Source organism: Rahnella sp. CFA14(1/10) (genome assembly GCF_004195095.1).
GTDB lineage: Bacteria > Pseudomonadota > Gammaproteobacteria > Enterobacterales > Enterobacteriaceae > Rahnella > Rahnella perminowiae.
The window spans coordinates 1-20072 of record NZ_SEWS01000004.1 but is presented as its reverse complement, the minus strand read 5'-3'; the positions used below and the strand labels follow the sequence as shown (position 1 = coordinate 20072).

The 20072-nt window shown below is 52.7% G+C and carries 19 protein-coding genes; 9 read left to right on the top strand and 10 right to left on the bottom strand.

The window, feature by feature from the left end; all coding sequences use genetic code 11:
- The first annotated feature begins 92 nt into the window (after positions 1-92).
- Together EVX52_RS09030 and hxlB are read left to right on the top strand one after the other, a co-directional pair.
- The gene (locus EVX52_RS09030; protein WP_129991138.1) at positions 93-845 is read left to right on the top strand and encodes an SDR family NAD(P)-dependent oxidoreductase; all 753 of its coding nucleotides are present in this window, start codon (positions 93-95) and stop codon (positions 843-845) included.
- Between the two features lie 15 nt (positions 846-860).
- On the top strand, positions 861-1421 hold the full coding sequence (gene hxlB / locus EVX52_RS09025; RefSeq protein WP_047611324.1) for a 6-phospho-3-hexuloisomerase: 561 nt from the start codon (positions 861-863) through the stop codon (positions 1419-1421).
- Between the two features lie 222 nt (positions 1422-1643).
- On the opposite strand, the gene EVX52_RS09020 is transcribed toward hxlB, so the two are convergent.
- From EVX52_RS09020 to EVX52_RS09000, 5 genes are all read right to left on the bottom strand, one after another.
- A complete protein-coding gene (locus EVX52_RS09020) occupies positions 1644-3155 on the bottom strand; it encodes a sugar ABC transporter ATP-binding protein (RefSeq protein ID WP_223226851.1) in 1512 nt (503 codons plus the stop codon).
- A 19-nt stretch (positions 3156-3174) separates the two neighbouring features.
- Entirely contained in the window at positions 3175-4155 is a 981-nt protein-coding gene (locus EVX52_RS09015) for a substrate-binding domain-containing protein (protein WP_047607858.1), read from the bottom strand.
- 41 nt (positions 4156-4196) lie between these two features.
- A complete protein-coding gene (locus EVX52_RS09010) occupies positions 4197-5222 on the bottom strand; it encodes an ABC transporter permease (RefSeq protein WP_047611322.1) in 1026 nt (341 codons plus the stop codon).
- Positions 5219-6667 carry a xylulokinase gene (gene xylB / locus EVX52_RS09005; RefSeq protein WP_129991137.1) on the bottom strand — a complete coding sequence of 483 codons (1449 nt, stop codon included), beginning with the start codon at positions 6665-6667 and terminating at the stop codon, positions 5219-5221. The genes EVX52_RS09010 and xylB overlap by 4 nt, the downstream gene beginning before the upstream one ends.
- 601 nt (positions 6668-7268) lie before the next feature.
- On the bottom strand, positions 7269-8189 hold the full coding sequence (locus EVX52_RS09000; protein WP_129991136.1) for a LysR family transcriptional regulator: 921 nt from the start codon (positions 8187-8189) through the stop codon (positions 7269-7271).
- A 141-nt stretch (positions 8190-8330) separates the two neighbouring features.
- On the opposite strand from EVX52_RS09000, the gene EVX52_RS08995 reads away from it, so the two are divergent.
- From EVX52_RS08995 to EVX52_RS25540, 4 genes are all read left to right on the top strand, one after another.
- The gene (locus tag EVX52_RS08995; protein ID WP_015697037.1) at positions 8331-8720 is read left to right on the top strand and encodes a RidA family protein; all 390 of its coding nucleotides are present in this window, start codon (positions 8331-8333) and stop codon (positions 8718-8720) included.
- Between the two features lie 149 nt (positions 8721-8869).
- A complete protein-coding gene (locus EVX52_RS08990; protein WP_129991135.1) occupies positions 8870-9829 on the top strand; it encodes a zinc-binding alcohol dehydrogenase family protein in 960 nt (319 codons plus the stop codon).
- A gap of 160 nt (positions 9830-9989) precedes the next feature.
- Positions 9990-10778 carry a phosphotransferase gene (locus tag EVX52_RS08985; RefSeq protein WP_112198283.1) on the top strand — a complete coding sequence of 263 codons (789 nt, stop codon included), beginning with the start codon at positions 9990-9992 and terminating at the stop codon, positions 10776-10778.
- A gap of 153 nt (positions 10779-10931) precedes the next feature.
- The gene (locus EVX52_RS25540; RefSeq protein WP_112198305.1) at positions 10932-11135 is read left to right on the top strand and encodes a DUF6434 domain-containing protein; all 204 of its coding nucleotides are present in this window, start codon (positions 10932-10934) and stop codon (positions 11133-11135) included.
- A gap of 143 nt (positions 11136-11278) precedes the next feature.
- On the opposite strand, the gene EVX52_RS08975 is transcribed toward EVX52_RS25540, so the two are convergent.
- Positions 11279-12196, bottom strand: coding sequence for an AraC family transcriptional regulator (locus EVX52_RS08975; protein ID WP_013199736.1), 918 nt, complete (start codon positions 12194-12196; stop codon positions 11279-11281).
- Between the two features lie 98 nt (positions 12197-12294).
- On the opposite strand from EVX52_RS08975, the gene EVX52_RS08970 reads away from it, so the two are divergent.
- A complete protein-coding gene (locus EVX52_RS08970) occupies positions 12295-13362 on the top strand; it encodes an aldo/keto reductase (RefSeq protein WP_013578385.1) in 1068 nt (355 codons plus the stop codon).
- 224 nt (positions 13363-13586) lie between these two features.
- On the opposite strand, the gene EVX52_RS08965 is transcribed toward EVX52_RS08970, so the two are convergent.
- The 3 genes from EVX52_RS08965 to EVX52_RS08955 all read right to left on the bottom strand — a co-directional run bounded on the left by EVX52_RS08965 (position 13587) and on the right by EVX52_RS08955 (position 16411).
- Positions 13587-14438, bottom strand: a complete 852-nt coding sequence (locus tag EVX52_RS08965; protein ID WP_015697042.1) for an SMP-30/gluconolactonase/LRE family protein — start codon at positions 14436-14438, stop codon at positions 13587-13589.
- Between the two features lie 87 nt (positions 14439-14525).
- Positions 14526-14999, bottom strand: a complete 474-nt coding sequence (locus tag EVX52_RS08960; RefSeq protein WP_015697043.1) for a DMT family transporter — start codon at positions 14997-14999, stop codon at positions 14526-14528.
- Between the two features lie 14 nt (positions 15000-15013).
- The gene (locus EVX52_RS08955) at positions 15014-16411 is read right to left on the bottom strand and encodes an amidohydrolase family protein (RefSeq protein WP_129991134.1); all 1398 of its coding nucleotides are present in this window, start codon (positions 16409-16411) and stop codon (positions 15014-15016) included.
- A gap of 130 nt (positions 16412-16541) precedes the next feature.
- Between EVX52_RS08955 and EVX52_RS08950 the strand changes: the two genes are divergently transcribed.
- Complete coding sequence (locus tag EVX52_RS08950; protein ID WP_015697045.1) at positions 16542-17459, top strand: LysR family transcriptional regulator; 918 nt, start codon at positions 16542-16544, stop codon at positions 17457-17459.
- A 93-nt stretch (positions 17460-17552) separates the two neighbouring features.
- On the opposite strand, the gene EVX52_RS08945 is transcribed toward EVX52_RS08950, so the two are convergent.
- Complete coding sequence (locus tag EVX52_RS08945; protein ID WP_119261557.1) at positions 17553-18743, bottom strand: MFS transporter; 1191 nt, start codon at positions 18741-18743, stop codon at positions 17553-17555.
- Positions 18744-18830: 87 nt separating this feature from the next.
- On the opposite strand from EVX52_RS08945, the gene EVX52_RS08940 reads away from it, so the two are divergent.
- Positions 18831-19625, top strand: a complete 795-nt coding sequence (locus EVX52_RS08940; RefSeq protein WP_015697047.1) for a helix-turn-helix domain-containing protein — start codon at positions 18831-18833, stop codon at positions 19623-19625.
- Positions 19626-20072: the final 447 nt, after the last annotated feature.

The following is a 20072-nucleotide window of genomic DNA, read 5'->3' as shown; positions in this document are numbered from 1 at the left end:
ACGCGCTCTTAATTGAGCGCGTAATCATTATGTAGACCGCAGACGTGGGGGATTTCTCTCACGTTAAGTACAAAGATTCAGGAGAACAACCGATGAGTCATTTTGAAGGTAAAGTTGCGCTAATTACCGGTGGTGCGCATGGGATTGGTAAAGGAATTGCAAAACAATTCGCCGAACGCGGTGCGCATACCGTCATTGTCGATTATAACGAGGCTAATGGCATCAAAACTGCGCAAGAACTGACCTTTGGCAATGTTAAATCGCTCTTTGTCAAAACGGACGTCTCTGATCCGCAGGCACTGGCTGAAGTGCGCAGAAAAGTTATCGAGGCTTATGGCCGTATCGACATTCTGGTTTTGAACGCAGGTGTCGCTTTTGCTAATAAAGTCAAAGACATTACTTTCGAAGAGTGGAACAAAACACTCTCAATCAACCTGACGGGTTTATTCAATACGGTCAAAGCATTCTACGATGACTTCTTAACTAACCAGGGTTCAATCGTTTACATCTCCTCCGGTTCTGCGCTGTCAGGTACTGGCGGGGGGGTGAGCTATCCGGCCAGTAAAGCGGGGGGGGAAGGCCTTATTCGTGGTCTGGCGAAGGAATTGGGGCCAAAAGGTGTTAACGTCAACGCTATCGCGCCGCGTCTTATCGACACCGGCGAAATGATGCGTGTTAATTACCCGACGCAGGCAGATTTAGATGCAGTACTGGAGAAAATTCCGGTCCGTCGTCTGGGCACCATCAATGATGTCGCAAACCTGGCCATTTTCCTTGCTGATAAGTCGAATTCCTACATCCAGGGACAGACGATCCTCATGGATGGTGGCCGTACAATTGCCTGACCGGAGGGAAAGAAAATGGGTGTTCAGGAAAATACAGTCAGTATTCTCAGGGAACTGGAGCAAAACGCGCTCAATATCGACAATGATCAGGCGCAGCATTTTATCGGGCAGATTAGAAATGCGAAGCATATTTTCCTGCAAGGGGCGGGGCGCAGCGGTATTGCCATCCGCGCGTTCGCTAACCGTTTATTGCATTTAGGCTTCTCGGTCAGCGTAGTCGGGGAAATTTCATCACCTCATACGAAAGCGGGTGATTTGTTAATTATTGGTTCAGGCAGTGGCGAAACAGGCAGTCTCAAGAGCCTGGCGCAGAAAGCCGTTGAGTGTGGTGTCGACGTGGCGCTGGTTACCATGAAGAAAGACTCTGCGATTGGCCAGTTGGCCAACTGCGTGCTGGTATTACCGGGAACGGTCAAAACTGAAAACGATCGCACACCGGGCCAGTTTTCGCAGCCAATGGGTTCCTCTTTCGAGCAACTCTGCTTTATCACCTATGATGCCATCGTGCTGGAACTCATGGAACAACTGCGTGAAACCAGTGAAACCATGTTCAAACGACACGCTGATTTTGAGTAATGACACTGAGCGCTTCGCCGGAAGCGCTCATTCGCTTATAACATCGCATCATTAAAATTAACGTGCTGAATGTGTTGCCCTGCATTGTCTCTGCGCATACCCGAGATGTAAAAGTCTGCCATTTTTTTGCCCTCTCGCCGCTGGCACGTTAATTAAACGCTGAAACAAAAACGGCCAGCTAAGCTGGCCGTTGGATGCGTTCAGTTCCGGGGAACGAGTGCCCTAAGCCTGGGCTTCAGCATGCTCCCATGCGGCTTTGCGGAGATCTGCGGGTTTAAGGTCGCGTGCAGGAATGATCACACCATCGCATTTACCCTGTCGGAACACCGTAATGGTATCTGCCACGTCCAGCAATTCCTCTTCCTCACTCGATACCACGATGACGCAGCAGCCTTTATCCGCCAGCTGATGGATGATGCGATAAATATCCGCTTTTGCCCCAATGTCGACGCCTTTGGTCGGCTCATCCAGCAATACCAGATTGGCGTTTTGCGCAATGACCCTGGCGAGCAGAACTTTTTGCTGATTGCCGCCGGAAAGCGATTTAATCGGTCCGCTCAGCGTTCCCAGCGTATTCATCTTGCTCAGCAACTCAGCGGCGGCCTGCCGCGCCGCGCTGTGACTGACAAATCCGCCAGAACGGAATTTTTTCAGAACCGGCAGCATGGCGTTGGCATAGCTCGACATCTGAGGAATGAAGCCATCTTTTTTACGTTCTTCTGTCAGGTAAGCAATCCCCTTATCAATGGCTTTTGCCGGTGAAGAAGGATGGTATTCTTTGTGACCCAGCCGGATGTCACCACCGGTAACGGTTTCCAACCCAAACAGCGTCTGGCACAAGCGCGTTCGCCCTGCGCCGGCCAGCCCGTATATACCCAAAATTTCCCCGCGATATGCCTCAAGGTTGATGCCTTTCAGGCGATCAGTCTGCAGGTTGGTGACCGAGAGCCAGGGTTTGCCCATCGCGCCGCGTATCAGACTACGGCTGTTAGACGGCGCCTGATAGGCATTTGCATCGCCCACAATAGCGTCAATGATGGCGCTTTTGCTCAGCGTCTTTTTGCCTTCGTTGTAAATCACCCGGCCGCCGCACATGACGGTCGCTTCATCACAAACACCCAACACTTCATCTAATTTATGAGAAACCAGCACCACGCCAATCTGCTTTTCGCGTGCGATACGTTGTACTGCCTGCAGCAGTTCTTCTGCCTGCGCACCTTCCAGCGCGGTCGTCGGTTCATCGAGGAAAAGAAAACGGGCGTCGCGATCAAGGTTAGAAACCACTTCCAGCATCTGCTTTTCAGGATGTGACAGATTTTTGACCAGCGCGGTAGCGCTGAAACTCAGATGGTAATCATTCAGTACTTTCTCGGTATGCGCGATCATACTTGCATCATCTATAAAGCCACTGCCTTTACGACATTCACGTCCGAGAAAAAGGTTTTGCCAGACGCTCATGCCGGGAATGAGACGGAGTTCCTGATACACACAAGCAATACCTTTGTTGAGTGCATCCCGTGGCGAAGCAAGGTGCACCGGCGTTTCGCCGATCATCAGCTCTCCACTATCCTGCGTGTTAACGCCCGCCAGGATTTTCAGTAGCGTTGATTTACCCGCTCCATTATGGCCAAAGAGGCCGTGGATCTCGCCAGGCTTTACGCTGAAATCCACACCGTGGAGAACCTGCACACCCGAAAAACCGATTTTGACCTGCTTCGCCACATAATTCATCATTCTTCGCCTTTCACTTAAGTCAGTATGCTGAACCCATTACCGATGCTGCGTTGTCTTTGGTGACCAGCAGCGGTGGGTTGTTGATCATGGCGGGAACCTGTTCACCGTTCAGACTCTTCCTGGCATTTTCAACCAGCAACTGAGCCAGTTTAACCGGCTCCTGAATCGCACCGGCTTTCAATATGCTGTTGTTCTGAACGGCTTTGACGCCTTCTTTATCCACAAACGCATACAGCTTCACTTTGTCACTGACACCCAGTTGCTGGATTGCCGCCAGTGACCCGAGCGCGGAAGGTTCGGTGTCTGAGTACACGACGTTAATTTCTGGCCTGCCCTGCAGCATTTCAGTGGTGACTTTCAGGGAGGTTGTTTCTTCTACTTTGCCATTGACCAGCGCGACGAACTTAATGTTTTTGTTGGATGCCACGGCTTCCCTGAAGCCTTCATCACGTGCATTTGCGGCAATGGATGTTGGTTCTCCCACGATACCCACTGTCGCCGTGCCATTTTCACCAATGTCTTTCAACAGCTGCTGGCCAATGAGCTTGCCGCCTTCACGCTGATCGGTCTGAACACCTTGAACCAGCGTGACGTTTTGCTGCTTCATCCCCTCGGTATCCGGAAGGATGTTGATGGCAAACGCCGGAATTTTTGCCTGATTAAGCTGGTTTATGATCGACACGCACGGGCCTGAGGAGACGCAGTTCACTGCGACCGCATCCACCTTCTGTTCAATGAAGTTCTGCACCTGCGAAAGTTGCTTGGCGTCGTCATTATCAGCAATCGAAATTTTTACGTTCAGGCCCTGTGCCGCTGCATTGTCTTCAAAGCTTTTTTTCATGGCAACGTAATAAGGGTTGGTGAGGTTCGGCAGCGTAACGCCCAATGTTTTTTTGCCGGCACCCACGGTGCTTTCAGTATCCTCACGGTTACAGCCGGCGAGCATGCAGGACAGTGCGACTATCGCTGCACCTGCGGTGATTGTGGTACGGAGTTTCATGTTTATCTCCTGGATATATGTAGGTCAGGGTTTAAGAAGCGTTATTGTTGTGTTTTGCGTGACTTCCTGACTTTGAGCCAGGGGATCACGATTTTTTTCGAGGTACGTAAGGTATCGAAGGTGACGCCGAACAGGATGATCAGGCCGATGACCAGCGGCTGCCAGTAGGCACTGACGTTCAGTACGTTCATCAGATTCGATATTGAGGCAATAAGCATGGCGCCAATCATCGCGCCGATAAGGCTGCCGGTGCCGCCAAACAGACTGACGCCACCGACCACCGCACCCGCGATTGAGAAGAACAGTTCGTCACCACGGCCCGCCGTCGGATAGCCTGTCATCAGACGCGATCCATAAATCAGGCCGCCGCATGCCGCACAAAGCCCGGAAATGGCATACACCAACAGGGTGATGCGTGGAATGCTGATCCCCGATAAGCGTGCAGCATCTGCGTTACCGCCTACCGCATAGATGTGAGTCCCGGTGATGGTGCGGCGCAGGAAGATGACACCAATAACAATGGCCAGCAGCAGCGCTATGACAGGGAACGGAATACCCAGCGGTTTTGACTGACCGATGAGGCTGTAACCAATTTGCGTCACGCGTATCGATTCGGCGCCGGTGATAATTTGTGGTATGGATGCCGCAACCCCCATCATCGCAAAAGTGACAATGAATGGCGGCACGCCGGTGCGTTCGATTATCAGACCATTTACCAGACCACTCAGCGCACCCACCGCCAACACGATGGGTACGGCAAGCTGCCACGGAATGCCAAATTTCTCCATCAGCAACGCCGCAACCACGCAGGTCATCGCCACGATGGAGCCGCAGGAAAGGTCGATACCCCCGGTCAGCAGGACAAAGGATTGTCCCAGGCAAAGGAAGCCGATGACCGCGCCGTTCAGAAGCAGCACCATCATGTTCGAAACAGTCAGGAAGTTAGGCGTGGCGATAAACCCGCCCAGCATGACCAGTAAGAAAACCACGGCGATACCCGCTTCTGCAGGGACTTTGAGCGGCTGCTTAGGCGGTTTGATTTTGGCAGGGGTAGTCATTGAACTCATTGCAGCTCTCCTGATAATGCATTGGCATAGGTAACGTAAGCGTCCAGGACATGGCGCGCATCTTGTTGTGGCCCGGCCACTTTCTCAAGCGGCACACTCCAGCGATCGGCCATTTCAATATTTGTGCATCCCAGCACGGCAGCGGCAGCCTGAATGGCTGCACCCGCGGCTGCCGTTTCACCCACCGGAGAAATCCATACGGGCCTGCCCGTCAGGTCAGCCAGAATCTGACGATAGGCGCGCGACTTTGCGCCACCGCCGGTGACAACAATGCGACCGTCGTCAGTGAAACCGTGTTGTTTCAGTACCAGACCGCCCGCCAGCAGGCCGCACAGCACGCCTTCCACGGTGGCGCGTGCCATATCCTGCATCGTTGTGGTGGTACGTAATCCGCGCATGTGTCCCGTGGCGTCAGGAAGGTTGGGCGTGCGCTCGCCGTCCAACCACGGAACAAGCTGAAGACCGTTGGCGCCGGGTGGTGAACTCAGCGCGAGCTCGTCGAATTCGTCAGGGGTAACGCGCAGCATTTTGCGAAACATATCGGTGACTTTGGCGGAGTTCAGTGTAGTAATCATGGGGATAAAGCGATCGGCCGCATCGGCATAACCGTTGATGGTGCCGGTGCTGTCGGTAATCCCCTTATTGGTGATGCCATACAACGTACCGCTGGTCCCGATAGAGATACCGGTATCACCGGTTTTCAGGTTCATCCCTAACGCGGCGGACATGTTATCGCCGGTCCCGACACCCACGATTGCACCCGCCAGTTCCTCCAGCTCAGGCATCAACTTCACCACGCCTGCAGGTTGATGCGACGGGATGATAGTGGGCCAGCGGGAAATCCAGTCAATTTGACTGTTAACCACCGCTGCCAGCTGTGGTTCCCAGCTATTGGTGAAGGGGTTGAAGTAACCCGTACCGGATGCCCCGCCGCGCTCGCACACAAAGCTACCGCTCAGACGGTAAACCAGATAATCAAACGGCAGCATGATGCGGTGGGCTTTTTCCAGCAGCCCCGGATAATTTTGTTCTGTCCAGGCCAGTTTAGAAATGGTCATTGCCGGCCCCGGAACGGAACCCGTCAGGCGTGCCCATTCTTCCGGAGCAATCTTCTCGCACAATTCACGCGCCTGCGGCGCAGACTCCGTGTCATTCCACAGCTTCGCAGGACGCAGCGGGCGATCGTGATTATCAAGCATGACGAGGCCGTGCCCCTGGCCACCGACAGCCAGACCTGCAATACGTGGCCACCATTGTTTTAATTCAGTGAGCGCGGAGACTAAAGCATCCCACCAGGCTTGCGGATCCTGCTCGCTACACGGCGGCGTGGTCGGTGGGTGCAACTTACGAGCCTGTGCGATCACCTTGCCATTTTCAAGACTACGCAGCATGACGGTGCAAGACTGGGTGGAGGAATCTATACCCGCTACAAGGTCCTGTTTCATAGAACTACCTCTGAACTATCGTTAAGAAATGACAGAGCTGAAAGTGATAACTGAACGACAAACAAACGGGTTTATGGTTTTAGATACTCAGCTTTTTGCTCATATGATCAGTTTTGTTTGCTCGTTTGTAAGATATAGACAATACCCACGGCAAAACATTCGTCAATTGTCGTGTTAAGGGAACGTTACACAGCTCTCACTTTTAGTTTCACCTGACAGCTCTGACGGTTTGTTCATTTGATCAGTGGAAAAACCTTAATTTTTTGCAGTAGGGTAGAAATTAGCGCTGAGAGTCATCTTCTGTTCGGTGTTTAAGATTGTTTATTTTGGCGAGGGCAGTGATGTGAAGAGGTTTTATTTGCAAATAATCAGGTGAGATGAACGTGCCGGGGATGTGGTACAGAAAGCTCATAATAAATCGTCTCAATGTTGAAGAGACGGTTAATCTCGGAGACTTTAAAGGGTTTATCAGAAGGCCTGAGACTGCTCATTTATTTATCATCCGGAGACATTGGGTAGTCACGCCATCATCGAACCGCAAATGCCACCCGGTCTGAGCACCAATCGACGCTGATGAGCGAATCAGGGGGCTGGCACGTACTTACTTATTGTTGGAGTTGGGAACATGCTGCTGCATCAATTCAACGATCCAATCAATAAAAACTCGCAGTCTGGCGCTGACATGGCGGTTTGGCGGAAATGCCAGGTACAGGGGCATTGGATTAATACGCCAGTGTTCAAATAGCGGGATCAGGGAGCCACAAGCCTGATGTGCTGCCGCCATATAGACTGGCAGCGCAATCACGCCTAACCCGGCCAGCCCAGCTTCGAGGTAAGCATTGCCATCATCCACTGCAAGCACATAACTGCTCTTGATTTCAATACGTTCACTCTCACAGTGCAGTACCAGAGAATCAATCTTGCCGGTGCGTGAGGACAAGAATCCCACTATGCGATGGTCAGTGTTTTCCAGCTCTTGCGGGTGCGCAGGGGCGCCAAGGCGTTCCACATAACTGGGGGCGACGTAGACGCCGATTTGCAAATCGCCGACATGACGGGCGATCAGGGACTGGTCGTTGATTTCGCCACCGCGCAGGACGCAATCCACATTGTCGCCGATCAGATCCACCACCCGGTCACTCACGCCCATGTCGAACTGGATATCAGGGTAGCGCGCGTGGAAAGCCGGTAACGCCGGCACCAGCACAAGGCGGGCCAGCGGACTGGGCACATCCACCCGTAGCCGTCCTCCGGGCGTAATCGCCGTCCTTGACAGGCTGTTTTCAGCATCATCCATGTCCGCCAGCAGGCGAAGGACGCGCTCGTAGTACGCCGCTCCATCAGGAGTGACACCAAGCTTGCGGGTGGTGCGATGGAGTAACCTGACGCGCAGCCGCGCTTCCAGCTGCTGAATGAGTTGTGTCACCGTGGTTTTGCTCATATGAAGTGTTTGGGCAGCCTTTGTGAAGCTACCTGCCTCCACCACACGAGCAAAGGCGCGCATCGCATCGAAACGATCCATTCCTTACCCTCTCTTTTCACCGATTGTTTGGATTTTACAAACAATGATGAACAAAGTCGCTTGTTTATCCACCCGATCTGGCACCTGTAAAGTGTCTTTATATTCATTGGGCAGATTTCGCCCCATTGCAAAGGTACAAACATGACAACACGTGAAGCAGTTTTTCCCTTCGGGCGACAGGCGCTCTATGAGCGCAACCGGTATTCACCGGCCATCAAATCTAACGGCTTCTTGTTTGTTTCGGGGCAGGTGGGTAGCCGGGAGGACGGTTCGCCTGAACAGGATCTTAAAGAGCAGATCAGGCTGGCATTCGATAACCTTAATGCTGTTCTCACGGCTGCGGGCTGCACGTTCGGAGACGTGGTTGACGTTACCCTCTTTGTCGTCGATCCCGAGTCAAACCTCGACGCTATCTGGAGTATCCTGCCAGAATATTGGGGGGAAGCGCCTTACCCTACGTTGACCGGGATCGGCGTGACGTGGCTTTACGGATTCAAGTTCGAGATTAAGGTGATTGCCAGGCTGCCCTGAGCGTTACGGGTCTTTCCGCCCGTCGAAAATTCAACAGGGCAGCCCGCGCAGCCTGCAGAGGCAACAGAGAGATTTCTGACGTGCTATAGGCCGGACCGGGATGGTTTGCCGGACCGGTCCGGATTGACTGATGAGGCAGAGGAAAATTTATGAAAGCAGCGGTTTATGATGTGGAAGGCGCTCCCGGCGTCCTGAAATATGTCGATATCCCGGATCCGGTCACAGGGCCTGACGACATCCTGATTTCTGTCGAGGCTATCTCGATTGAAGGTGGGGATCTGATCAACCGCCGTTCAACTCCGCCGCCTCATCCTTTATGGATCGTCGGCTACGCGGCCGCGGGCACAGTTATTGCAGTCGGATCGAAAGTCAGTAGCCGTAAGGTTGGGGACAGAGTCGCCGCTTTTAACATACAGGGATCACATGCGGAACGTTGGGCTGTGCCTGCGGAACGAACCTGGCTGATACCCGACGGGGTGGATACGGCAGAAGCGGCGGTGTTACCGATTTCTTTTGGAACCGCGCATCATTGCCTTTTCACACGAGGCATGCTCCGGCACGGGGAAACCGTCCTTATTCAGGCAGCAGCGGGTGGCGTGGGGCTCGCGGCCGTTCAGCTTGCCTCACAAGCAGGCGCGACGGTCATCGCCGTGGCAAGCGGGACGCAGCGAAGAAGCCGGTTGCTTGAACTTGGTGCCCATCATGTCGTGGATCGTGCAGAGAATAACGTCGTGGACAGTGTCCGACAGTACACCCATGGCACCGGTGTTGACCTCGTCGTCGATCCGGTGGGGACGACGTTACCTGCTTCGCTTGCTGCACTCGCTCCGCAAGGACGTCTCGTCTTCGTCGGTAATGCGGGCGGTGGCAGCCTGACTGTCGACTTGTGGCCGCCAATGCAGTCTAACCAGACACTCATGGGGGTATTTATGGGACCCCTTTTTGAAAAGCCCGGAGTTCGGGCAAGTGTGGACGACATGTTGCAGGCTCTAGCCGCAGGGCGCATCAGGGTTGTCATTGACCGCATCTTCCCCCTGGCCAGCGCTGCTGCGGCCCACGAATTCGCCGAGACAGCGAAACCGCTTGGCCGCATCGTTATGAAGCCATGAGGCGCGTTTGACCAGTATGAGTGCGCTGGGCTAATTACTGGGTTCTGGTATCAAGGCTAAGTTCAGATGTCAGGGGTAGGGCAAAGCTGAAATGCCCGCTCTGTGCCAAAGCAGACATTGCTAGCTCTACACTGCATTAATTATTGGGGAACATGTCAGCATGGCTGTTGATAATATATCCAGAATGGGTATCGCCAAAGTGGCACTTTTGATGGATGAATCAGGTCATCAGGTAGTCGAGAAATGTCCTGTCAGTAATGTTGAGTATAGTTTTTATCAACATGCAGCAAAGAGCCTCGCTAAGGTAGACATTGCCACCCCAAAGCTCTTGTACGCCGATCCATCCTTAAGCAAGCTGAGACTGGAATATATCCCACATAAAGTTGGTCAGGACGAAGTTGCAGGAGATGAAGTTTTGTCATTTCTGTCTCGCTTGCATTGCTATCCATCTGACCCTTCGTGGGTTTATCACAATCACACTTGGTCAGAATCAGCGCTCGAAAAATCGCTCAATCTTTTGGCATTACCTGGCAGATCAGCACAACAGTTACGGCATTTCCAGCAGGCAAGTGATGCTCTGTTTAGTGGTCAGTGCTTAATTTCAGGTGATAGTAATGCCGGTAATTGGGGAAAAAGGGATGACGGTGATTTAGTTCTTTTCGACTGGGAGAGGTTCAGCATTGGAAGCCCAGCAATTGACCTTGCCCCCCTAATAAAGGGAATGGGCTCTATACAAAAATTTACCGATTTTTCAGAACGCTATAACTGTATATCTCGCCATTCTAAGCCTAATGATTTGGCTAAAGAAATTGCAATTGCCAAAGCATGGATTGTTACCGAGGTAGTGGTACTGCTTAATGAACGGCAGAAAAGTGATTTTCATTTATATCTCAACTGGTACAAAGAAAATCTTCCCGCTTGGTTAGATTACACTGTAAAAATGCTTTGATGTTCTCAAAACCACAGATCTACCATTGATGTGGATTCAAGTATGAATAGCGATGTCCGCTCCTCGCTCTTAACAAGCAATGAATTCGACGTTTAGACAATTTCGGGTATGAAACGAATGCTAAAAAATGAGTCATTACAGGGGGATTGTAAATTGAAAATAGATTGGCATAGCTCATTGCTTACACGTGCTACGAATGTTGATAAAAACTACAAAAACACTCAAAACGTCCGTCGTTTCATGATTAAGGAGTGTGGGGACGACTTTCGATTTAATCGAGAATTTATGGCCTGGATACGTAATGATGTTCCAAAAAATTTAGGTGATGTAGTCGATGAGTGGAAACGCAGACAGTAATTGCAGGTCTGCATTTCGCTCATAGGTGCCCTGTTCCTGTTTGGCCGTTGTGTGCCAGAAGCGGACGTTGTATCTTTGCACGCTGCGATAACTTTTTGATAATTTTGCAAACGCATTAAAAAGACAATTATCAGAGTGGCCTCTTAAGTGTTCTTATGCAGATTGCGGTAGCCTCCTGGCGTTCTTCCGGTATGACGTTTGAATGCCAGCGAAAAAGAGGGAACAGATTTATATCCGGTTAATCTTGCTATCTCACTAATACTTAAGTGATGTTTCCTGAGTTCAGCGCATGCCAGCTCCATTCGCCATGACGTCAGATAATTCCCGGGCGTTGAACCGGTAAGCTGGTGAAACCGACTAGCGAACGCACTGCGGGACATGGCTGATTTAGCAGACAGACTTGCCAGCGTCCAGTCTGCAGATGGAGAAGAATGTATCAGTGACAGTGCGGTTCCTATTTTCCTGTCACCGAGCGCTTTCAGCCAGGATGTCCCTTTCTGATTACCCTCTAAGTATTCCCTCAGCATCTGCACCAGAACAAGTATTGCCATGCTACTGGCCACAATGTCGTGTCCGGGACGAAGCGCTGATGTTTCATGCGAAAGCAAAGTGATAAGGGCGGTGAGTGCAGGAGAAGAACTTTCCTCTCGTCGTGAAACCAGAACCGGAGGCAGATGTTTTAAAAGCAGCGGGCTGGAAGCCTCCTCAAATACGAATCTTCCCCCAATCCCCTCACTGATAAGTTCTCCCTGGCCGTAGCGGACCACGCCATCCGCTTCACGGTGAGAAGAGAATATCTGCCGTCCGTCACTCACCATCAATGCCGGACTTGAGCCACAGCAGTAAGCGTCACCCGAGGTCAGAAGATAGAAGTCCCCTTTTTCAAGCAGCAGAGGCTGCATTCCGACCATCCAGAGCCAGAAGTTCCCCTCAAGCACAGTGCCGAACTTAATGTGTTTATAAGAGGGAAACCGCATTGCCCAGGGGCCACGTGCTTCCATACGGGCCGTAAGAATGGCCTCTACCTTCAGGAGTGAAAGAATATCAGACAGCGGATCCATAACATCCTGGACGAATGAATAATAAAAAAGGGATTTCTATAATAAAAGAAAGCTTTTATCTGCGTCATTATCATTTGGAGCTTAACGGAGAAAACCAAATGAAATACGCAGAACTGGGTAAAACAGGGGTTTATGTTTCACGCATTTGTCTCGGGACGATGACATTTGGCGGGGCGGATAATGCCGCCGGTAATGCCATCGGCCGTCTGACGGGCAAAGAGGCGGATATTATCGTTGGTGAGGCGCTGGACGCCGGCATCAATTTTATTGATACCGCCGATGTCTATGGTTCGGGGGGCTCTGAAAGCGTGCTGGGCGAAGTGCTGGCGCAGCGCCGCGGTCAGGTTTTCCTTGCAACAAAAGCGCACAGCAGAATGAATGCGGGCCCAAATGATGCAGGCCAGTCGCGCTATCACTTGATGCAGGCGCTTGAAGCCAGCCTGCGGCGGCTTAAAACCGATCACATTGACTTATATCAGGTTCACAACTTTGATGCTGCAACGCCGCCTGAAGAGGTTTTACGGACACTGGATGATATGGTGCGACAGGGTAAGGTCAGGTATATCGGCTGTTCGAATTATGCGGGCTGGCAGCTTGCCAAAGCCCTGGGTGTCTCGGCTGAACATAAGCTTGAGAAATTTGTCAGCGTACAGTCTTTTTATTCGCTGGCCTGCCGCGACATTGAGCATGAACTCCTGCCGGCAATCAAGGACAGCCACAGCGGACTTCTGTGCTGGAGTCCACTGGCAGGCGGGCTGCTTTCAGGCAAGTTTGATCGCAGCGGCAATCATGACGCTTCGGGCAGGCGCGCGAAGATCGAATTTCCACCCGTCGACAAGAACCAGGCATGGGATATCGTGGATGTGCTCAGAGCAGTTTCTGAAAAACACAACACCACACCAGCCTGCATTGCGCTCGCCTGGCTGCTTTCGTCACCGCAGGTGACCAGCGTTATAGCGGGCGTGCGTAATGTGGAGCAACTCAGGGGCAACCTCTGCGCACTGTCTGTTGAGCTCAGTGAAGAAGAAAAAGGAATGCTCGATGAGGTCAGTCATCCAGGGATTCGTTATCCGGGCTGGATACAGTCATATAATGCCGCGAGTCGTTTCCCTGCGGGCTTTACCGATACCGGACCCAGTTGGGTGCTGGGCGAGTCACCCGTCTGAAATAAAATATATATGGGATGTCCGGTTCGTATTTAGGCCGAAAAGGGCTGGTACAAAATAAATGCCAGTAGAAGCTGAATATCTCAGTGTCAAAGATCCGCTGCTCGCTCGAAGCAGCCTGATGGGCTTCACCTACAGCAGTTTGGTGCCAGAAGCGGACATTACTGGCAGACTGAAGCAGATAAAGTCCTGCCCGCATGCGGCAATTAGAGCTCTCACATTGTTTATGCTGCAAACCGGCTTTCTGGTAAACCGGCAAAGACTGCAGATTCGGCCTTCAGTAAAGCACCGTCATAAATTGATGGCGCAGAAAGCCCCACAGAAGCAGTGGTGCAGTAGAGGTTGGTGAAGCCCTCACCGGCCAGTATCGGACAGGTGCTCTGGATACCAGGGGATGGCAGGATAGTGTCTGTGGTCCCATCCGGACTGTAACGAACAATACGATTCCCTCCCCATTCAGCATTCCATAAATAGCCCATCGCATCCACGCAGGAGCCGTCAGGTGCACCATTGCCTGCTGTTTCGGTGAACACGCGCGGGTTCTCCAGAGATGGATAATCGCAGCAGAATATTTTGCCCTGCATCGAGTCGCTGTAATAGATCGTGCAGCCATCGGGGCTGAAACAGATGCTGTTCGGGATGGCGACCTCGGGCAGCGCAAGCGTTTCAACAGTCAGCGTTGCAGCATTTAGTCGGTGAAACTTACCGATGACTTTTACGGGATAACCTTCATCCATAGTCCCAAAGACAAAATTACCGGCACGGTCGCACCGTCCGTCACCTGTGCGGGTGCCTGTTTCTCCCGGTGAGGCTGCCACCGTTGTAAGAATACCGGTGTTGAGATCATAGAAAGCCAGCCTGGACGCGAGTCCCATCAGCAGAATGTGACTCTTTTCGGTCAGGGCAAAGGATCCAAGGCGTTCTGGCAGCGACCAGCGCATCACAGCGTCATCGCCTTCTTCTAAGGCGAGTAGTTCACTGCATTCAATGTCAGTCCAATAGAGTCTGCATGTTCTTTCACACCACAGGGGGCACTCTCCCAGCGTATTCCTGACATCAGCTGCAATTGAAAACATGTTAATCCTCCGGATAAATAAAGGTCGTACTGCACATTGAGCGTGACTCACCCGCGTCTGCGCTGTGGTAAACGTGGGTAAACGCAGTTACTGCAGATAACGCGCAGAAAGTCGATCGCTGAAAAGCATGACGGCAAGTCCGATCAGCATAACCAGCATTCCCCCCAGCCTGAGTAACGAAACCGGACGCCGCACAGCGCCCAACAAGCCAAAATGATCAATCATCTGCGAGGAAAGTAACTGTCCGACAATCGCCAGCCCGAGCAGAGCTGAAAACCCAATTTTCGGCGCAAGCACGACATAGCTGAACAGTGCACATGCACCTATCATTCCGCCCGCCAGACTCCAGAGGGGTTGCGACGGGATCGCCGCTAGCGATGTCATCAACCCACCCCGCAGCAGCGCGTAAATCCCTAGACTGAACGCGCCCGCCGTAAATGAAAACAGCGCCGCAGTGACCGGGTCGCCGCCCAGTCCCTTTGCCAGCTGGCTGTTCAGGGTCGTCTGCAGGGTGATCCCCAGACCTGCGGCAAAAGCGATTACGTAATAGGTCATGCCCATGCTTTTCATCCTGGTCAGTCGGCCTGCACCAGCGGCAGGAAGGTGTCAGCAAAAATGTCAGGCTGGTAGCCAGAGGCTGCAAAAAGGTGCTCACGCGACTCATCAATCGCCGCACGTAGTCGCGCGCTGTCTACGCCCAGCACCTTACCGTTCTGTTTAACGATGCGTCCGCCGATCATGACGGTGTCGATGTTGCTGCGCTCGGCGGCATGAACCACCGTGCCAAAGGCATTGCCGGACGGGTAAAGATTGAGATCACTGACGCTAATCAGCACCAGGTCGGCTTGTTTGCCTGGCGTCAGGCTGCCAACTTTGTCCTGCAGCCCTGCACAGGCAGCGCCATCAAGAGTCGCGGCTTTAAGGAGTTGCGCCGCCGGAAGCGTTTTCAGCGCATGTTCAGAATCGCAGCACTGCTGCTGATGCATGCCCATCACGCGCTGCAGGTAAAAGGCGACGCGCATCTCCATAAACATATCGGTGCTGTACGACGTTTCATTGTCTACGCTCAGGCCAGGGTTGATGCCATGACGCTGCGCGGCCTCAATGGCGAACATCCCGCTTTCGATGCCATAGTGCGAATCTGAGCGCGGGCAGACGTTCACCCGGACACCGGCCTCCCGCAGAATTTCCCATCCCCTGTCGGGCAGCGCCGTGCAGTGATTGAAAATATTGTCCGGACCCAGAAGCCCCTGCTGATGCAGCGACTCAAGTTCAGACCCCATCTCAGCGCCAAAGAACTCAGTGACAATCGACAGTCCCAGCCGGCGGGCTTCGGCCCACAACTCCGGCTCCAGCTGGGCCATGACGGCGAGAGAGACCAGGCTTTCAGGGTTGTCGGTGAAATACTTATCCTGCAGACGCTGCCAGTTTCCCGGCCAGTGCGCTTTATCCCATTCGCCAGCTACCGGTGCGCCGGAAGCATGAATGGCACGAATGCCGGTATCAAGCAGGGCCTCGACGGCGGCATCGGAATGCGCTGCGGTTCGGCTGTTGTGCGAGTTATCGATCATTGTGGTGATGCCCGCGTCAATAGCGCCCAGCGCCGTCAGCAGGTTGCCAACATAGATATCGGCAGGACGGTAATATTTAGCGAAGGAGAAGTGCGTGGCGTTGCTGTAGTCGTCCAGGCAGGTGGCGTTTGGGTTAATGCGGCGCAACTGTCCTTCCCATGCGTGACGATGAGAATCGACCATTCCCGGCATGGCGATCATGTTGGTGGCATCAATGACATGCGCACCCGGCACATCAAGGTTCTGGCCGACGGCGGTAATCGTTGAGCCGTTGATGAGAATATCGCCGCGCTCAATGTTACCGACGTTCCCGTCCATGCTCAGTATCGTCGCGCCACGAATCAACGTAGCCTGTGAAGTGACATTCTGATTGTTAACAATATTTCGGATGTATTTGGTCATTAAACCTGCCTCTTTCCTGATTAATGGGGAAACGATACACCACGTTATTAGCCTGAATAAGATGCTTAAAGCGTTTTCATAATTCATAATTCGCGAATAATCAGACTCACTTTTACCCAGGAGCAGGACGATGGATCGGATTCAGGCTATGCAGGTTTTTATAAGGGTTGCTGAAGCCGGAAGCTTTGTGCGCGCGGCAGAGACACTGTCACTGCCAGCTTCCACCGTCACCAGCACGATTAAAAATCTGGAGAAATACCTGCAGGTACGTCTGCTTAACCGGACAACAAGACGGGTCAGCCTCACACCTGAAGGACTGCAGTATCTGGTGCAGTGCCGGGAGATCCTGTCGCTAATTGAACTTAGTGAATCCAGCCTGAGTGATTCCGTCAGGCGACCCCAGGGACGGCTGCGGGTTGATATGCCAGGGGGTATCGCCCACTTCGTCGTCATGCCCAATCTGAAAGAATTTTACCGGCTCTATCCGGATATTTACCTGATGATTGGCGTCAGCGACCGGCAGGTCGATCTTGTTCAGGAAGGGATAGATTGCGTGATCCGAACCGGAGAATTAACCGACTCCACGCTGGTTGCGCGGCCACTTGGCCGGTTTCGCTGGGTGACCTGCGCCTCGCCTGACTATCTCAGGCAATACGGTGTGCCTGAGACGCCGGAAGCGTTGTCGCTGCATCGGGCGATTCATTACTTTTCCGGTTCGGGAAGACGCACTAATGAACTGCGTTTCACACGAGGCACTGAGGCCTTCTCTGTGCCGGTTGAGGGGGATGCAGCCGTTAACGAAACGGGACTCTATATCAGACTGTGCCTTGAGGGTTTTGGGCTGGCGCAGCTTGCTGAGAATGTGATTTCGGAGAATCTGCGGCAAGGCAAACTGGTCGAGGTTCTGGCGGACTGGCAGCCACCTTCCGTGCCGGTGACGATGCTCTATCCGCATCAGCGTTTTCTCTCTCCCGCCGTGCGTGCTTTTGCTGACTGGGTCGGCGAACTTTTCAACGATGTCGCAGGTGAGAAACGGCCTTCCCGGTAAGAGATGGTCTTGAGAGCAAGAGTACGCTTCAGAACGATAATGGACAGCATCCACAGCAGAGGAACCGATCGTTCCCCTGTGGTGCCAGCCAATTCAGCCCGTCTGCTGTACAGGTTCCAGATGCGCATTTCGTCCGGCAGCCATTCCGGTGCAGGCACCTGCGACCGCGATTGCTGCGGTCATCAGTAATGGCAATGTCCAGCCTCCGGACAACTCCTGTACTTTGCCCAGCAGCAGCGGACCCATCGCCGCCATCAGATAACCGACGCTCTGCGCCATGCCTGACAGCGCGGCGGCGTCACCGGCATTTTTGGTACGAAGTCCGATGAAGGTCAGGCCCAGCATCATACTGGCACCCGAGCTGAAGCCGAGAAGAGCAGCCCACAGCATCGCCAGATTCGGCAGGTACATGATGCCGATAAAGGACGCAGCGGTTAACAGGCTGACGCCGGCAGCGGCTGCTTTCTGATCGTTGAGGCGACGCAGCGTGGCGGCCAGAATCAGGCCGGGAATGGCGGTGGTCAGCTGAAGAATGCCGTGTACTTCACCGGCCTGGGCTGAGGAGAGTCCACTGTCCGTTAGAATGGCGGGCAGCCAGCCGACAGCAACATAAAACGGCATCGCATTCAGGCCCATAAACAAGGTGACCTGCCATGCCAGAGGCGAGCGCCAGACCGCGACGGTCGCCGTTGTTTTCTCACCCGCTGCTGGCAACTGATGCTTCATCTTTAACTGGGGCAACCATAAAAGCAACGCAAGCAGCGGTGCAATAACCAACATGGCTAACGCGATGTTCCAGCCCCAGTTCTGCGTCAGAGGAATGACAACGGCTGAACCAATAGCACCAGCCGCGCCCATGGTGATGGAATATGCCCCCGTCACGGAAGCCACGTTGCCAGAAAAGTCGCGTTTGATAAGGCCAGGCAACAGGACATTGCCGAGGGCAATCCCGATACCTATCAATATGGTTCCGCCATAAAGCGCCCAGACACTGCCTGTGGAGCGAAGCAGGATGCCAGCTGAAATCACGGCCAGGGCACCAAAAAGGGTGCGTTCAAGACCGTACTTGTGTGAGATGGATGCGCTCAGCGGTGAAAAGGCGGCAAATGCCAGTAAAGGCAGCGAGTTAAGCAACCCAACGGCAGTAATACTTAGCCCAAAATCATGGCGAATAGACTCTAAAACGGGTGCGATAGCGGTAAAAGGAACACGCAGGTTGATAGCTATAAAAAGGATGCCGGTCACAAGTATGATTGAAGACCACTTGTTCGTAGTGTGGGACATAAATTTTGCTTTCTCTGGTAAAAAGAAAGACTTTAAAGGACGCATGAGTTACAGAATATAGATAACCTGACAACATATAACTAAATCATGCCACTTAATAAAAAACCGGTGACCTCACCGGATGAGTTTAATTCCGATGCTTTCAGTCAGGCTGCTATCGCGCTGCATGTATCATCGTCAGGCGAGTATGCAGGTCAGAGTCCGCACGCTCACCGTAAGGGACAACTTATTATCTCTTTGCGCGGTGCAGTGAGCTGTGAGGTTGAGGATGCGCTGTGGCTTGTTCCACCCGGACATGCTGTCTGGGTTCCGGGTGAAATCCCCCACAGTTGCCGGGTCACGAAGAATGCAGATACCTGCTTTCTGTTTATCGAACCCGGCGCGGCAGCGATGCCGGAAATCTGTTGTACCCTGGCGATGACTTCTCTGGTCCGCGAGCTTGTTCTGTATCTGGCAGAACAGGGACAGGCTTATTCTCCTGACAGTAAAACTGCCAGGCTCGCAGCGGTGCTGCTGGAGCATATTCCGGATGTGCCGGTTGAAGCGCTCCATCTTCCCGTATCCGATCATCCTAAAATCCGGAATATGGCGGAGGCACTTTTTAATGAGCCTGATGATCGGCGAACGTTAAAGCAGTGGGCTGCACATCTGGTCACCAGCGAACGATCGCTGGCCAGGCTGATAAAAGAGGCGACAGGAATGAGCTTTGGTCGCTGGCGTCAGCAACTGCATTTGATGATTGCCCTGAGCCATCTGGCTGAAGGTCAGTCCGTGCAGCGCGTAGCCGGAACGCTGGGATATGATTCGGTCAGCGCATTTATTACGATGTTCAGAAAAGCGCTGGGTAAATCACCGACGCAATATTTTTCGTCTCTAAACTAATGCAAAACAACACAAACCGAATTTTTATAAAGAACCCCAGCGTCCGCTGTTCACTCTCAGCAGACCTTCAGCGTCACGTGTTTGTCTGGTGTGTGCCAGAAGCGGACTGTGCTGACGTCGTTCTATGTTAATTTAGGGTTGCAGCTCATATCCACACAAAGGAATCTATAAAAAACTGGCTCATACCAAGCGAATGAGCCAGTTGAAAATGATCACTTCAGTGCAGCGTTTATCGCATTTATGAGATTCGTGCAGCCTTGGATCTCATTAGCAGATAGATCAGTGAACGAATGATCTCGAGACCATCTTAAGAAAGCCTTTGACCTGCTCCCCGTTGATTAATACACCACGATGTTAGTAATGTCTTCATAAGCCACATGAGGACATCCCCATGAAGAAGCGTTTTTCCGACGAACAGATCATCAGTATCCTCCGCGAGGCTGAAGC